We start from the raw sequence: 15006 nt of genomic DNA, 5'->3' as shown, positions 1-15006 counted from the left end.
ACCTGAAGCGGCGGCGGTGGCCTGGGTTTCTACTGTCATGATGACTCCTTTGTCTCTGAACGTTTCAGCCATGCTTGCCCGGCCGCCGGTAAAAGCAGGCTCTTACGGGAAGGGTTACATCGCTGCTTATTGATCAAGGTAGAATTTGAGTTTTGTTTCACGGAAAGAATTATTGGACTCATATTGAAAGTTTTTCAATATGATTCTGTTAAACTTCGACCGTACGTTGCTCGAAAGCGGACGGATTCATGGCGAGCTTGTTGATGTAATGTCCGGCCTACTGCCGGCATCCGTATGGCATTAGGGCGGCTTCAGCTCTGTTGAGGGCTTGATCGAGTAAATCCCCGGTTAAACGACAACCTAAAAGCGTCGGGATCCGAGAGCACAATCAAATTTGTTCATTGCTGTCGTTCTGGTGAATGCGTCTTGGTCTTCCGGTGACTTTACGTTTGCCAATTCGAACGGCTTTTAGGTAGTAGCTGTCTTTTGCCGCTTTCGACGCCCGACGGACATTATTTCGTCGCGGAGGTTACTTTGCCAGGGTTGTACTTGGTCAACTAAACCAGGACATCAAACAGCATGAACGCTCGGTAAGGATGAAAAGGCTGCCTCGATAGACCGGTGTCTCGCCTGGACCATAGGAAGGGTTTCGGGATGGGTAACGATGTACAGCGAGCCACTGCGAATGGCGTCCACCACCATGTCACCGACGTCCTCGGGTTCAAGCCGCCGGAGGGGAGGAAGGCGCTTTTCATTGTTGCTTTCCGCCTCCGGGTCTTTGTTGCCGGGACGATTTACTGCGTTCTTGTTGATATCAGTATTGACTTGGGCGGGAACCAGTACAGATGCTCCAACGGCTGACCCCTCTTCGGCCAGCTCGCCCGCCAGCACTTCAGTGAGTGCCAAGACGGCGAATTTGGAGGGCGCATAGGCACCCATCCAAGGGCCCGTAATGATCCCCGCCATAGACGACACGTTGACTAGGTGACCGCCATCCAAGTTTGCCTTCAGTAAAGGAAGGAAAATTTTGGTTCCTAAAATTACGCCGAAGAGGTTAACCTCCAACACCCACCGGAAGTCTTCAATAGTCAACTCATCGATAGGAGCCATTGGCCCGACCCCCGCATTGTTAATCAGGATGTCCACCCGCCCACAGGTGTCTATGACATAATCCGCAAGAGCGCGAATGGAAGCTTCGTCAGTCACATCGGCACGGAACCAGAATGCTCCGATTTCTTCTGCCGATTCAACTAGCGGCCCTTCATCGGGGCCAGCGATCACCACCTGGCAACCAGCAGCGACAAGTCGTCGGGCCACGCCCTTGCCGATCCCCGAAGCACCGCCCGTTACTACTGCGACCCGACCAGTCAGGTTCTCCAACCCGCTCATGTTTCTCTCCTTATCAATACGAACTAGTTATGGTCCTACTTTGTGTAATTGTCTTTAGAAGGCCGAGACCTCTTGTTTTCGAGTGGGTTGGATACCCAATTGCGTCCCAATGACATCGGCGATTACGGCACGCCAGTCGGCTGAAAACGTCTAATGGGCGACGACGTTGGCGGTTATGAGACCGCGCTCCAGAAGCTGGTCAGATAGGAACTTCGCAACGATGTCCTGCATCTCGGTTGCCTGCGGGATGACCGCCGTAAGTGGGAAAACTGCGTGCATCTGCCCTGGAATACGGTGCGTCACAACCGGTACGCCGGAAGCTTCCATAGCGCGCCCGTAGTCTTCCGCCTCGTCGCGCGTGGGGTCACATTCGACGGTGATAATGATCGCCGGAGCAAGTCCTGCGAATGATTCTGCGCGCCCTGGGGCCGCATAGGCCGTTATTTCGGCCCCCGAAAGATAGGCCGCCCATATGGCATCACCCGCAGCAACTGTGAGGAACGGCCCATCGAAGAACTCATTCTTGGAAGCGGTCTGTGCCTCGGGGTCAATGGCAGGGTTGACGAGCACCTGGCCAAGCAGGTCGATGCCAGCGTCCCGTGCACGGAGTGCGGCAACGGCGGCGAGGGTAGCGCCGGCGCTTTCGCCCATGACCATGATCCGTTCCGGATTGCCCCGGAACGCACCGATATTTTCGACAGTCCATTGCAGTGCCGCGAACGTGTCGTCAGTAGCGGCAGGGAACGGGTGCTCGGGAGCTAGACGGTACGCAGCAGAGACGACGATGGCCCCAAGCTTGTCGGCCAGCTGTCGACAAGGAGCGTCCGCGACTTCAACAGACCCAGCCACCCACCCCCCACCGTGGTAAAACACCACCACAGGGAACGGACCATCGCCATCAGGAATATAGATCCGCGCATTCGGATCCTCTACTTCAATGACTTGGAGGTCAGGGCCGGGAACCTGCATTTTCGTCATAGCACCGACCAATGCACGCATCTCTTCCGGCGTGCAATTTTCGAGCGGTTTTACCCCCTGGTTCAACATGCCAGCCAGAACCGCCACAGCCGACGGGTGCAGGCGAACGAGCGGAGGGATCCTCAACGGTGCGCCACCGTCTAATGCGAAACCGGCGAATGTCCGGTCCTGGACCTGATTGAGGATCGCCCGATACATCGGTGTCCCGCCCGCAAAGTAGTAGGCCGCCCGTGCCTTACCTGGAATATTGTCGCCGTTGAACCACGAGTTGGTCGCCTTAGGCACAAGTGTCATGTTGAGCATCCCTGTAACCAGCGCATCCCAGGTCTGCTCTGCTTCCGCGGATGCCTCGATGGTCTTCGCCCCGGATTTTAGAGTGTGGGATATAGCCTTGGTAGCAAAATCGACATGATCCTCGATCGCCAGAGGGCTGTTGTACTGCGCTGCGGCGCTTTGGGGTCCGTTAATCATGAAGAGGTTTGGGAAGCCAGCTGTGCTAATACCGAGATAGGTGGCGGGACTTCCCCCCCACTTATCCTCAAGGCGAATCCCTTCCCGCCCGATCAATCCGAGGTTCAGCTGGGGGCGCGTAAATACGTCAAATCCGGTGGCGAGGATGATCAGATCAAACTCGTAGTGGGCAGCAGTGGTAGCGATCCCTTTGGGCGTGATTTCCTCAATGGGCGCCGAACGCAAATCGACAAGATCCACGTGCGGGAGATTAAAGGCTTCGTAATAGCCCGTTTCAAAAGGGGGCCGTTTCGTAGCGTACGGGTGGTCATCCGGGCACAGCAGTTCCGCCGTGGCCGGGTCGTTGACCCTCTCCCGTATGCGACCCCGGATGTAGTCGGCAATGGTGTCGTTGGCACGTTCATCGAAATACAGATCGGTGAATGTTGAGGCAAGCATGCGGAATCCGCCTTCAGCCCAGTTCTTGTCATAGACGGCTTTGCGTTCTTCCTCGGATACCTCGAGGGCCGATTGACGGGCCGGTTCGTAAGGAACGCCCAGAAGGCTCTGCCGCGAACCTGCGCGGAGCTCTGCGTGATTTTTTGCGTTCCATTCCTGCCGCTCCGGTTCAAGTTTTTCGTTGCCAAGGGGGGCAGCGAAATTGGCCGTCCTCTGGAAGACTGTCAGGTGCGCGGCCTGGCGTGCGACTTCCTGAATGACTTGGATGCCAGTCGAGCCTGTACCCACAACCGCAACGCGCTTGCCTGCCAAGTTGACCTCATGATGAGGCCAGCTGCTCGTGAAGTACAGTTCACCCTCGAAGCTGTCCGCGCCTGCAAACTCGGGCTCTTTGGGCACTGAAAGCCCACCGACGCCCGAAATGACGAACCGTGCGGTGCATGTGGAGCCGTCTTCGGCCGCGACTTGCCAACGCGAATTATCCTCGTCCCAGATTGTTGATGTGATCCGGGTTCCAAAGCGGAAGCTACGGCGGACGTCTAGCTTGTCCGCTACCCATTCTAGGTACGCGAGGATTTCGGGCTGGGACGCGAACTTCTCCGTCCACTTCCACTCACGCTGCAGCTCTTCAGAGAACGAATAAGAATAATGCACGGACTCGAAATCACAGCGTGCTCCCGGGTACCGGTTCCACCACCAGGTGCCTCCGACGCCGCCGGCAGCTTCGAACCCCTGAACGTCCAGCCCCAACTCATCGCGCAATTTGTGGACACTGTATAGTCCTGAAAATCCGGCTCCGATCACCACAACGTCGTGATGTTTGGTCATTTGCTAAATCCTCTCTGTCGTCGGCTGGGAGGTGCTCACACGAATACCTGGTGAGACGAGGGGCAAGACCCTCGAATGTGATCCCCGCCATGGACTACATTGACTGAGGGAACGCACGACGTCTTCGGACGTTTGACTGACAAGAACAGAAACAATTGACCATTTGGCGAATCGGAACGTGTCATTTCCATCAATGCCCAGAATCTGGCCGTGTTAAAAGGGGACGGCACCGTGGTGGTGCTCGTGGCGACGGGATAGCAACGCAACAGGGGAGGCTTTAGTAAGTACATGGCCGCAGGCGTATACCCGAGCTCTGCCGCCTCGGCGCCGTTGAACTCGCGAAAGCGACAGGAAGCATCAGATGGCCCCACTGAGTCATGCCCTGACACTGGTTCCCGTCGGGTTCCCCAATTAATTAACTGGCTCATCACATTTGAGGGTGTAGTTGTCGTATGAATCCGACGGTCTCGAGTAGCGATAAGCGATGTAGTTGGCAAGGCTTCGTAGGCCGACGACGGAGCCCCGGAGGTTTTGGAGCAAGCCATTGAGCGCTTCGGTGGGCCAATTACTGGTGCATAGATTCAGCGGCCGTAGCCGGGGCGACCCCGAAGCAATTAAGGTTCGATGCCAAAGCTTTTTGGGCCCACTACCCGATCCTCCACGTATCCATCTTGGACGTTCCCAGCAATAACTGGAACAGGAAAACCATCAGATAGGTTAGGTACGGACTTGCTGAGCACGTAAGGTGACGTGCCGCATGGCGGAACGCCGACTCCCAGCCCCGCGCGGATTGGCCTAGCTTGATAATGACGCCCATGCAGGGTTCTGCCCCCACCATTCCCGAACGCCGGGACGACCATTTTTGGAGCCTCAATTATGACCACACAGCTGCAAGTTCCGAGCTACACTACTGACGCATTTTTCGGACTGGAGGACAAATGGCTCGAGACCGCTGACGGCGAGCTTACCCACTATCACGAACTCGGCGAGGGTACTCCCATCCTTTTTCTTCACGGGTCCGGCACCGGAGTCACGGCAGCTGCTAACTGGTGGCTCAACCTTCCGCAGCTCGCGGAACAAGGGCGGTGCATCGCAATTGACTCCATCGGCTACGGCCAGTCCGTGGTTGCTGAAGGAACGCAGTATGGCATCCGGGAATGGGTGCGCCATGCCGTCCGCGTCCTTGATGCACTCGGCATCGAAAAGGCGTGGATCGTGGGCAACTCGCTGGGTGGGTGGCTGGCCCTTCAATTCGCCATCGATTTCCCCGAGCGCCTGTTGGGCGTCGTCTCGATGGGTACCGGCGGCGCCAAGCTGACGGGCGCTCTGGCTGGCCACTCCAAGCCAGACCTTTCGGAAACCGGCATCCGCAAGACCTTGGAATTGTTCGTTGTGGACACGTCTCTGGTCACCGATGAACTCGTCTCATTGCGCTACCAAGCGGCCATGAACGACACGGCCTCAGACCGCTTGGCGGAGGTGGTTGCCGCACGCGACCGCGATCGAGAGGAGCTGCCGCTCGACTTCGATGTGCTCTCCAGGCTGGAGATTCCTGTCCTGCTCATTCATGGTGTTCAGGACGTTGTCATTCCTGTTTCGCGTACCTGGGAGCTGCTGAATGTCATCCCCACCGCCGACGCGCACATCTTCAGCCGGTGCGGGCACTGGTCACAGGTCGAACGTGCCGAAGAATTCAACACGATCATCAAGCAGTATTTGGCCGCCCGCGGTGTAACCCCCTAAGCAGAAAACCTCTGATGAGCTGTGGCCGTCTCCCGGAGGAGGCGGCCACACGTCATTAGGTGGCATATGCGCCGACACGGGAAGGGCCGGGCTGCTAAACACTCATAGCCCTACTGGGCGGTTGTAAATTGTGGCACCTCGGGGGCAGTCGTTGTTAGGTGAAAGACAGCTCGACCACCCAGGCTCCGGAATCCGTGGTCCACGTCCCCAGGGAACCGGCCGAAGTCGCCCGTGCTAAGTACCAGCATCTCGTTCTCCGGCCCTGTCTCCAACCGCCCTTCGATGACATACACCTGGAACAGCGTTCCCGGGCTTCGGGCCGGAACAAGCTTTGCGCGATGGCTTCGTTCAACTGTGACGACCTGCGTGTGGACGTAGCCGGTTCCGTAGATCCTGTCGAGGCTTCTCTCTTCGCCCAACGCGGTCCGCACCCAGGCGGCGTCACTGGCGCGGGAGACAGTTGTCTTGGTTCCCCACTCGGTCACCAATTTACGGAAGCTAAGACCCAACGCTTCGCCAATGGCCTCCAGTGTCCCTACTGTGGGGTTTCCTTCGCCCTGTTCGATCTTGGATAACGTCTGCTTCGAAAGGGAAGCCTTCCGGGCCAGATCCCCAAGGGTGAGGTTCCGCTCTGCACGGAAGCGACGGATGTTGCGGGAAACAAGATCATTGATAGCCACATCACTATTGTCACTTATAAATGACGAAAAGTCATGTTTGACATACCCTGGGGGGAGTTGCACACTGGAATTGCCGGCTATAGAGGGACGGGCCCAATTCAAGGGGTTCTGCTCCCGGGACGGGCCGCCCCAGCGTTGGAGGAAACTATGGCATCCAGTGTTGCTGCCACAGCTCGTGATGATCGTGCCGCCGTAGATAAGGCCATGGCCCTATTGAGCGTGTTTGGGAATGATGCACTAACCGGCGTCGGTGTCAGTGAGCTTGCACGCCGGTCGGACATGTCCAAGTCGACAGCATTCCGGGTGCTGGCCATGCTGCAGCGCAGCGGTGCCGTCGAGAGGGCCGGAAACGCCTACCGGCTCGGCAAACTCATCCATGCTCTCGGAGCCAGCAATGAGACCGCTGCCCACGGCCGGATCCGGGATGCACTGACACCCTACTTGGCAGATCTTTACGAGATGAGTCGCCAAACTGTCCACCTCGCGGTGCTTGTAGGCACGGACGTGGTCTATCTGAACAAGCTCTATGGTCACCTTCAGGTCCGGAGTCCCTCACGCATCGGCGGCCGGGCTCCCGCGTATTGCACAGCAGTGGGGAAGGTTCTGCTGTCTCATAACCCGGACGCTACAGAACAGGTCCTGGGGTCGGAAATGGCAGCGTGGACTCCTGCGACGATCACTGATCCGGATGCCTTCCGGGCCGAACTCGCCACAATCAGGAAGGCTAATCTGGCGTTCGACCGCGAGGAAATTCTCACAGGGCTCAACTGTATTGCAGCACCCATCATGGGGTCCGATGGCCGGCCCGTGGCCGCGATGTCGGTTTCGGGACCGGCCGGAAAGTTTGCCCCGGAATCACAGGCTAGTGCACTGCGGAAGGTCTGCTACGCCGCGGGCCGTGCTGTCGCCGCAGCAAATGCACAGCGTCAGCACCAGCTCCGCTTGGTCCGGGGCGCCTAGGTGTACTGTCCCGGTACGTTGGTGACACGGGGTGGGAATTGACATAGTGAAGAGAGGACCTCCGGGTGTTGTGTGGAGCCTCGAGAGAAACACAGATACCAGGAGGCCCTCGTGTCCCACTTCAACGCGATCCTTGCCCCTGCCGGGCGGTTGAAGCTCGCTCAATGTTTGGCCCGGTGGTTCAAGCGTAACGTCGAGCTCGGAGCTGCTGAGATGCATTACCTGCCCAGCCGGCAGTTGAGATGCTCACACTGCAGTGCCCTACGGACAGAACAACCGGTCGATGGGCTGCGAACCCCCAGGCGCTTGGGGCCGGCAAAAATTGCATACCACCTGCACTTGAACATCTCCACAGTCCATCGCATCCTCCACTGCTACCACTGCCCGCGGCTGCGCTTCACGATCCTGCAACCGTGGCAAGGGTCCGGCAGGAACGAGTCCGCCGCTATGGATCGGCCTGGCCCGGTGAAGTGATCCACGTTGAGGTGAAGAAACGGGGCAGGACCCCGTACGGTGGAGGCCACCGCAGCCTGGGAAGAGTAGCCGGGGATGCGAACAAACGAGCGCGGAATCTGGTTGAAGGCGCCCGCAGGAACCGGGGGCTGCTTCGGGGTTTCACGTCTATTCACCATGCTGTCGATGACCACTCCCGCTACGTCTACTCAGAGATCCTGCCTGACGAGACCAAAGAAACCGCCGCCGCCTTCATGCGCAACGCGATCGCCGCGTTCTCTGCCAACGGGGTTGAAGATCCAGCGTTCTACCAGGACTTCATCGAGCACTAAAATCAGGCCGGGCCTCACGCTGCACTCAAAGGAGCCTCACCCGCCAGCCGCGCCACAAGCAACCGGGGTAGTACCCCTAAGGGCCACTGACCAGGGACGTGTCTACGAGGTGGGAATATCGTCCAGATGCCGGGAACTTTCCAAGACCGCGTCCGGCTCGGCAGCGAGCAACGATACGGAACCGTCCGGAAGATCAACGTCCAGAACGTACCGGAAGCCGGCCCTTTCACCGCGGGCAATTCCGGGAACATCCCCCGCCCTAACCGCCAGGACCAGGCGCCGGCAGGCGGGATCACTCGCCATGACTTGCTCGGAAACCAGCTGAAGGGCTGCGGCGCTTGTCTCTGCGTCAGGTATGAGGAGCCGGTCCCGCGCTCCTGCAGGGTATGCTGCCCCGATTGGATGTGCGACAGTAAAGACCACGCGCACCTCGCCCGCCAGCTTATTGTACTTTGTCACCTGGTAGGTGGATTCACGGCCCGCGGGCGCGTCGGTCCGGACGCACTGCCAGGACGACGGCAGTGGCTCGGGCCACTTCAGCATGTCGACTTCGTCTGTGGACATTTCCGTTTACCCTTCGTCCTTGACGAGCTGCCTGATGCTGTGTCTGTCCAGCTTGCCCGAGCCGTTGCGGGGGACGGACCCGGTGAGGACCAGCCGCTTCGGGAGCTTGTAGCGGGCGAGGTAGTTGCTGGTGAACTCCCGCACTTCTTCTACGGTGGGCACAAGGCCATCCTTGCAACTCATCACTGCAACTACACACTCGCCCCATTGGGAATCGTCGACTCCGACGACTGCCACGTCCAGGACGCCGGGGTATTCCATCAAGGCACGCTCCACCTCGGCGGGATAGACGTTCTCGCCGCCGGTGATGATCATGTCCTTAAGCCGGTCGACGATGAAGAAGTACCCTTCCTCGTCGACGTATCCAATGTCACCCGTGCGGAACCAGCCCTGGTGAAAGGCTGACGCTGTAGCTTCAGGGTTGTTCCAGTACCCGGGCGTAACGTTGGGGCCCCGAACCCACAATTCTCCCGTCTCACCCGGGTCACTGACGTCCTGAAGGGAAAAGGGATCAACGATACGAACATCGGAGTATGGCATGGGGATACCGCATGAACCGGCCTTGCGGTATGTCAATTCGGCAGGCAGATAAGTGGCGAAGGGGGATGTTTCCGTCAGGCCCCAAGCCTGCTGCACAGCTACGCCCTTTGACTCGTACTGTTTCAGTAGAACAGGCGGAACAGGGGCGCCCGCGCATATCAGTGCACGCAGGCTGGAGATGTCGTGCAGCTCGAATTCGTCCGTCTGGTGCATCGCCGAGAGTTGGGCAGGCACCAAGAAGGCCTGTGAGATGCCGTACGCCTCGATGTCTTTGAGTGTCCGTCTCGGGTCGAAGGTCCGGCGGACCACCGTTAGTCCGCCGCGGACCATCAGCCGAATGGTCAGAGCATTCAGAGCGCCGATGTGGAACAGCGGCGCAACCACCAGATTGGCATCCCCCCTCCGAGTGTCGACGAGTGAGTCTACGTTCACCGAGTTCCACCAGATGTTTCCGAAGGTCAGTTGGACGCCTTTAGGTTCACCAGTGGTGCCTGAAGTGAACATAAGGATGGCAAGGTCATCTTCATGCGCCGGGGCTGGGGTGACTGGTTCCACTGCCGCTCCAGAAGCCAACAAGGCACTCAGCGGAGTCCAATTGTTCGGGACCTCCCCGTGCAATGGGGCAGCGGCGTCGTTATCCACAAGAACAAGTTCGAGGGCGCTGCGGTCGATTCCGTCTGCTCGGTCGATGACTTCTTGGTGTGCGGGCTCAACGATGAGAAGTCGCGGGGTCGATTTGGCTATAAGACGTTCGACTTCGCGCGGTGCCAAACGGAAGTTGAAGGGCTCAAAAATGGCGCCCACCCACCAGGCCGCCATCATGGTTACCAAGAAGGTACTACTGTTCAGCCCGAGGTATGCGACGCGGTCACCGCGCCTGACGCCGCGGCCGACCAAGGCTCGGGCCTGTTCTTCGATCGAGGCGGCCAAAGCCGCATAATCGAAGCTCTCATCTTCGTATATCAGGGCAGTCTGACCAGGGAAATAGCGGGCCTGCCGGAGGACGCCGGTGACTGGATTGATGTCTACTTCGTTCGTCACAGGGTGTCTCCTCCTGCAGCCGTGGCTCCGAAGCCCCTGACGGCGATGCCACCGTCGGCCGGGATGATGGCGCCGGTGATGTTACTGGAATTAAGGCGTGACCCCAGCAGGACGTAGGATCCGGTGAAGTCACGGGGATCGACCGATGCGTCGTGCAACGGAATCAGGGGGTTGTTGCCGGTGACTTCTGAGCGGGCGAAAGAATCGGCGATGGAGCGCTCATTCAGGCCGATCGCCTCCGGCCCGCGGAGGTCAGTGTTCATTCCCCCTACAGCTACGCCGTTGACCCTGACTTTTGGCGCCAGCTCGTATGCGAGTTGTGTCACCAAGCCACGGCAGGCGAACTTGGACGCGGTGTAGATGGGACCGCCACCAGCTGAGTGGAAGGACGCGTTAGACAAGGTCATCACAATCGATCCGCGGGACTTGACCAGTTCGCGCCAGGCCGCTTCGACGGTCAGAAGATAGCCTTTGACGTTGATGGCGAACAGTTCATCGAATGCCTCGGACACTTCTGTGCCGCTGAGCCTCGTAATGGATCTGTTGTAGTCCCAGATGCCTGCGTTAGGAACCAGGACGTCAAGCTTGCCAAAATTATCGACGGTTTCCTGCACCGCCAAATGAAGTGAATCGGGATCTCGGACGTCGCCGGCTACTGGGAGAACCCTGTCTCCGGCGCCTGATTCTTCAGCTACGACTTTCAGCTTGTCATAATCCCGGCCGAACAGGGCAACAGACGCGCCTTCGGCCAGAAAACGTTCGGCCACGGCCCGGCCGATGCCGGATCCGCCGCCTGTAATAAGGGCGACGTCACCGTTGAGCCATCCCGCGGAGGCATTTCCGCTCATGTTTACCTCACTGTCATGTGGGGCAGCCAGCTAAGGGCTGCCCAGAATGGGTTGGTTAGAAGAATGTGGTGAGATTTTTCGCTTGGAGGACGTTGGCGTCAAAGAGTAATTCGCGTTGGGCCACGCGAAGGCTGCCGTCTGCTTTGACCCTGATGACGTCCGTGCGGCCGCCGGCGTAGATGTCCGTTTCCGTCTGGAGCCGGTTGCGGTATACCAGGAACGCTGAACGGACGGTGAGCTGGTCCGGTCCGCTGTGACGGACGGTCACGTTGGACACGAGGTGTCGTGTCCGGGAGGGCGGGTCCTCGGCCCAGGCCATGCCGGAGTCGTATCGCCGGATGCGCCAGGCCAAGGAGTCCTTGGTTTCATCAAAATATGCGGCTTCCCCGCGGGCTCCAATGGACAGGGCAGCCTGACGGCGAAGCCGGTTTGTCCGCAATGGCGCCCAATATGTAAGGTCCTCATCGAAGATTTCCAGCCAGTCCGCAAACCGGCCGTCGTCGAGAAGTTCAGCCTCGTAGAAGTAAAACTGTTGAACGCGGTAGGCAATCTCGGCATCGGCCAGCCTGCCCTGGATTTCGTCTACGGCCGTGGCGGCAGCCGCGGCTACAACATGTTCTGTCATGGTTCCTGTCTCGCTTCCTGCATTGGAGCGGGTGCTGCTACTTCGTGAGCTTTTTTAGGTCGACGGCAGGGTCAGCTAATTTCTGGGGGTCCACGAGAATCCTGCGGTCGATGAGGCGCCGTGCGGCCCGAACGGACATGCCTCCGTCGATGGCTGCGCAGCCGGCCAAATAGCCGTCGGGATCGAGCCGGAAGAACACGGAGGGCTTTCCATCCTTTTCCCTCACTACTGTGGTGCCCTCGCCTGTCATATTGCCGACGCCCTCGATGTGCACGCCGTGACGGTCGGACCAAAACCAGCTCGCGCCGTGCTTGGGCAGGTCCTGCCCCAGCAGCGCGGCAGCGGCCGTGGCGCCCGTGTTGAGGGCGTGCTCCCAATGCTCCGCACGGCGAAGCAACGTGCCATCCGAGCGGCGGATACGCGAACTGTCACCGACTGCGTAAACGTTCGGATGGGCGGTGCGCTGGGACTCGTCAACAATGACGCCATTGTCCGTCTCGAGCCCGGCTTCTTCGGCCAGCCCTGTTTCGGGAATGATGCCGATGCCGACCAGCACCGCGTCGGCATCGATCCTTTCGCCTGACTCCATGGCCACGTGGTGCCCGGCGCTGTCCCGCGTAATTGCGGTAGGGACCCCTGTTACGACACTTACACCGCGCTCCGGGTGCATGTCGTGCAGCAGTCGTGCCAATTCATGGCCGACCGCCGGGACGAGTGGCGGGTCCACGGGATCGATAAGGACAACTTCAACACCGAACGGCAGTGCGGAGGACGCAACTTCGGCGCCTATCAGGCCAGCCCCTATGATCGCCAGTCGGGCCCCGGGCTTCAGTACTGAGCGCAGGCGGTCGGCATCCTCGCGCGTCCTTAGTTCCAGCAGAGTCTCCAAGTCCCCGCCCGGTATGCCCAAGCGCCTGGCAGCGCCTCCGGTGGCAAGAACAACCCGGCTGCTGGTGATCTCGCTCCCGTCCTCCAGAACCACGGTCGCCTCATCCGGCCTCAGGGCCGCAGCGTGGCCTGTAACCACGTCCACCTGGTGCTCTGCAAACCAGTCCGCGTGCGCCAGCTGTATGTCCTGAGCGTCTCGGGAACCCAGCAAGTAGTCCTTGCTCAACGGTGGGCGGTCGTAAGGAAGCCCGGCGGGGTCGATAATGGTCAGATTGCCGGCAAACCCTCGCCCGCGAAGCTCCTTCGCCGCTGTGAAGCCTGACATGCCGCCTCCAACAATGGTCACGGATTCCACAGGGGCGCCCACGATATCTTGTGCCATCAGGCGTCCGCGCTGACGTTCGGGTAGAGCAGAACATTTCCGCCGTGGACCTCGATTCGGTGGGTCCGAGCGGCGATTGTTGCGGGCATGCACAGCGCAGCCCCGGTTTTGAGGCAAAACTTAGCGGAATGGACAGGGCATTCCACCTCAGTCCCCTCAATCCACCCGTCCGCAAGAGAAGCGGTTTCATGGGTGCAGTTATCGTTCAGGGCGTAGAAGTTGCCATCCTCGGCGTGGAAGACCGCGATGTCCTCCTCCGTGCCGTTTTGGGCTGCGGGAATTACCTTGGCTTCGCCCTCATCTATGTCATCGACGGCCCCGATGCTGATGGAATCGCTCACTGGGTATCTCCTGAAATGTTGTTCCGCGTTGTGTTTTCGTGCCATGCCGGTTCGTTCATCAAAGCGACCCAGTGGCGGTAGAACGCCCGGCCGGCCGCGTCCGAGTATAGTTCGCTGGTCTGGCCGGGGTAGGTTCCGTCTTCGCACTCGCTTCCAATGCCCATTTGGAAGTTCAGGGGGACCTTGTTGGTCACGAAGCCGCCGGCGATGGCCTGGATCTCGGACCAGTTTTCGCCATCATCGGCTTCGAAAATCCCGGACGGTCCGAAGGTTCGCAGGTTGTAGAGCCGTTGGGCGTCCTTGACATCGTCGGGCATGGACTTATCCACAAGGATCCAGGCCCATACCTCTATTTTGTTAGGGCCCTTGGGGTGCCAGACGCGGATGGAACCATTGACCGGAAGGTAAGAAAACGACGGGAAAACGGTGGCATGGCCGGTGGTCATTGGTCCTTCAACGGACGCGTCTCCCAGCCGCTCACGCAGGGCGGGATAGTCGTAGTACTCGTGAACTGCCTTGGCATCGAAGCGTGATTTGGGATGCGTGGGGAAGCCTGCACCATGACCGTTTGGGGAGAGGTACTGGCGCCCGGGCGTCTCCGCGATGTCCGGCTTGGGACCACGGCCGGTCGGGGACATGACCATAAGAGCGGATGCGTGGGACATGTTGACGTGGTACCAGTCGGTGGCGAACTGCTCCGCTGCGAGCTTCCAGTTGCCTTCCAATTCCCACTTCATGACGCCGCCGATGACTTCCGTGCCCTCGGGATCACGGTCCAGCATCGCGTCCATGTAGTAGCGCATGTCTCCGAGGGTCTCCTCCAGCGGTTCTGCGTTGGGGTCCCAGTTGCCGAAAACCAATCCTTTGTAGAAGGCCAGATTGGGAACCTCGATGAGGCCCCAGTCCTTCCGTTCAAAGTCTTCGGGGTAGGCCTTTTCATTCGGCACGGACTGCAGGGCGCCGGCCAGGTCAAAGGACCAGCCGTGGTACGAACAGGTAAACATCTTCGTTGCCCCCGCGTCGGCGCGGCAAAGACGCACGCCACGGTGCCGGCAGGCGTTCAAGTATGCCCGGATATTCCGGCTCTTATCCATGGTGACGATGACAGGGTCTTCCCCCATAAACGTCGTGAAAAAGTCCCCGGGCTTGCTGAACTGACTCGTGTGCGCCAGGAAAAGCCAGGTCCGGGCAAAAACCCGACGCAGTTCCTGCTGGTAAATGCCCGGGTGCGAGTAAATGGATCGGTCAATCAAGCCGCCCTCTCCATCGATCAGTGTGGAGACGTCCATGTTGGTCGTCATGGTCCCCGGACGAGCCATTTTGCCGATGGCGGGATTGGCGTTCGAGGGACAGGACTCCGTGGTGGTCATGCGGGGACCCTTCGTTCAATTAGGGGCGGCGAGGTTCTTGGATCAATAGGACACCGTTGCCGCAGGGCATATCTACCCGGCGTGCCGAACATCGGAACGGGCCGGACTGTCAATCATCGGAACTTTCTCGACATT

The 15006-nt window shown here is 59.3% G+C and carries 13 protein-coding genes; 3 read left to right on the top strand and 10 right to left on the bottom strand.

The genetic code is table 11. The annotated features are described in order from the left end of the window. Nucleotides 1–570 precede the first annotated feature (570 nt). A complete protein-coding gene (locus QRM57_RS19970; protein ID WP_284987912.1) occupies nucleotides 571–1389 on the bottom strand; it encodes an SDR family oxidoreductase in 819 nt (272 codons plus the stop codon). Nucleotides 1390–1539: 150 nt separating this feature from the next. Continuing rightward, nucleotides 1540–4104: a flavin-containing monooxygenase gene (locus tag QRM57_RS19965; protein WP_284987911.1), complete on the bottom strand. Its 2565-nt coding sequence runs from the start codon at nucleotides 4102–4104 to the stop codon at nucleotides 1540–1542. Between the two features lie 876 nt (nucleotides 4105–4980). On the opposite strand from QRM57_RS19965, the gene QRM57_RS19955 reads away from it, so the two are divergent. Then, nucleotides 4981–5847, top strand: a complete 867-nt coding sequence (locus QRM57_RS19955; protein ID WP_284987910.1) for an alpha/beta fold hydrolase — start codon at nucleotides 4981–4983, stop codon at nucleotides 5845–5847. A 110-nt stretch (nucleotides 5848–5957) separates the two neighbouring features. Here the strand turns inward: QRM57_RS19955 and QRM57_RS19950 are convergent, their stop codons facing one another. Beyond that, nucleotides 5958–6527, bottom strand: coding sequence for a helix-turn-helix domain-containing protein (locus QRM57_RS19950; RefSeq protein WP_284987909.1), 570 nt, complete (start codon nucleotides 6525–6527; stop codon nucleotides 5958–5960). 147 nt (nucleotides 6528–6674) lie between these two features. Between QRM57_RS19950 and QRM57_RS19945 the strand changes: the two genes are divergently transcribed. Both QRM57_RS19945 and QRM57_RS19940 read left to right on the top strand, forming a co-directional pair. Next, nucleotides 6675–7487: an IclR family transcriptional regulator gene (locus QRM57_RS19945; protein WP_284987908.1), complete on the top strand. Its 813-nt coding sequence runs from the start codon at nucleotides 6675–6677 to the stop codon at nucleotides 7485–7487. Between the two features lie 413 nt (nucleotides 7488–7900). Next, complete coding sequence (locus tag QRM57_RS19940) at nucleotides 7901–8272, top strand: DDE-type integrase/transposase/recombinase (protein WP_284987907.1); 372 nt, start codon at nucleotides 7901–7903, stop codon at nucleotides 8270–8272. Between the two features lie 102 nt (nucleotides 8273–8374). Here the strand turns inward: QRM57_RS19940 and QRM57_RS19935 are convergent, their stop codons facing one another. Genes QRM57_RS19935 through QRM57_RS19905 form a run of 7 tightly spaced genes read right to left on the bottom strand, consistent with a single transcriptional unit; the run spans nucleotide 8375 to nucleotide 14871 of the window. Then, nucleotides 8375–8836 (bottom strand): GNAT family protein, encoded by a 462-nt coding sequence (locus tag QRM57_RS19935; RefSeq protein WP_284987906.1) that lies wholly within the window; start codon nucleotides 8834–8836, stop codon nucleotides 8375–8377. Nucleotides 8837–8842: 6 nt separating this feature from the next. Then, nucleotides 8843–10417: an acyl-CoA synthetase gene (locus QRM57_RS19930; RefSeq protein ID WP_284987905.1), complete on the bottom strand. Its 1575-nt coding sequence runs from the start codon at nucleotides 10415–10417 to the stop codon at nucleotides 8843–8845. Beyond that, nucleotides 10414–11265, bottom strand: a complete 852-nt coding sequence (hcaB, locus tag QRM57_RS19925; protein ID WP_284987904.1) for a 3-(cis-5,6-dihydroxycyclohexa-1,3-dien-1-yl)propanoate dehydrogenase — start codon at nucleotides 11263–11265, stop codon at nucleotides 10414–10416. The genes QRM57_RS19930 and hcaB overlap by 4 nt, the downstream gene beginning before the upstream one ends. Before the next feature lie 55 nt (nucleotides 11266–11320). Then, nucleotides 11321–11890: an aromatic-ring-hydroxylating dioxygenase subunit beta gene (locus QRM57_RS19920; RefSeq protein ID WP_284987903.1), complete on the bottom strand. Its 570-nt coding sequence runs from the start codon at nucleotides 11888–11890 to the stop codon at nucleotides 11321–11323. Nucleotides 11891–11927: 37 nt separating this feature from the next. Further along, complete coding sequence (locus QRM57_RS19915) at nucleotides 11928–13160, bottom strand: NAD(P)/FAD-dependent oxidoreductase (protein WP_284987901.1); 1233 nt, start codon at nucleotides 13158–13160, stop codon at nucleotides 11928–11930. Beyond that, the gene (locus QRM57_RS19910) at nucleotides 13160–13501 is read right to left on the bottom strand and encodes a bifunctional 3-phenylpropionate/cinnamic acid dioxygenase ferredoxin subunit (protein WP_284987900.1); all 342 of its coding nucleotides are present in this window, start codon (nucleotides 13499–13501) and stop codon (nucleotides 13160–13162) included. Before QRM57_RS19910 ends, QRM57_RS19915 begins: the two co-directional genes overlap by 1 nt. Next, nucleotides 13498–14871, bottom strand: a complete 1374-nt coding sequence (locus QRM57_RS19905; RefSeq protein ID WP_284987899.1) for an aromatic ring-hydroxylating oxygenase subunit alpha — start codon at nucleotides 14869–14871, stop codon at nucleotides 13498–13500. The genes QRM57_RS19910 and QRM57_RS19905 overlap by 4 nt, the downstream gene beginning before the upstream one ends. Nucleotides 14872–15006: the final 135 nt, after the last annotated feature.

The sequence above is a fragment of the Arthrobacter sp. fls2-241-R2A-172 genome, assembly GCF_030208885.1.
In the GTDB taxonomy this organism is placed as follows: Bacteria; Actinomycetota; Actinomycetes; order Actinomycetales; family Micrococcaceae; genus Arthrobacter.
The sequence above is the reverse complement of the archived record's forward strand: the minus strand, read 5'-3'. Positions and strand labels throughout refer to the sequence as shown.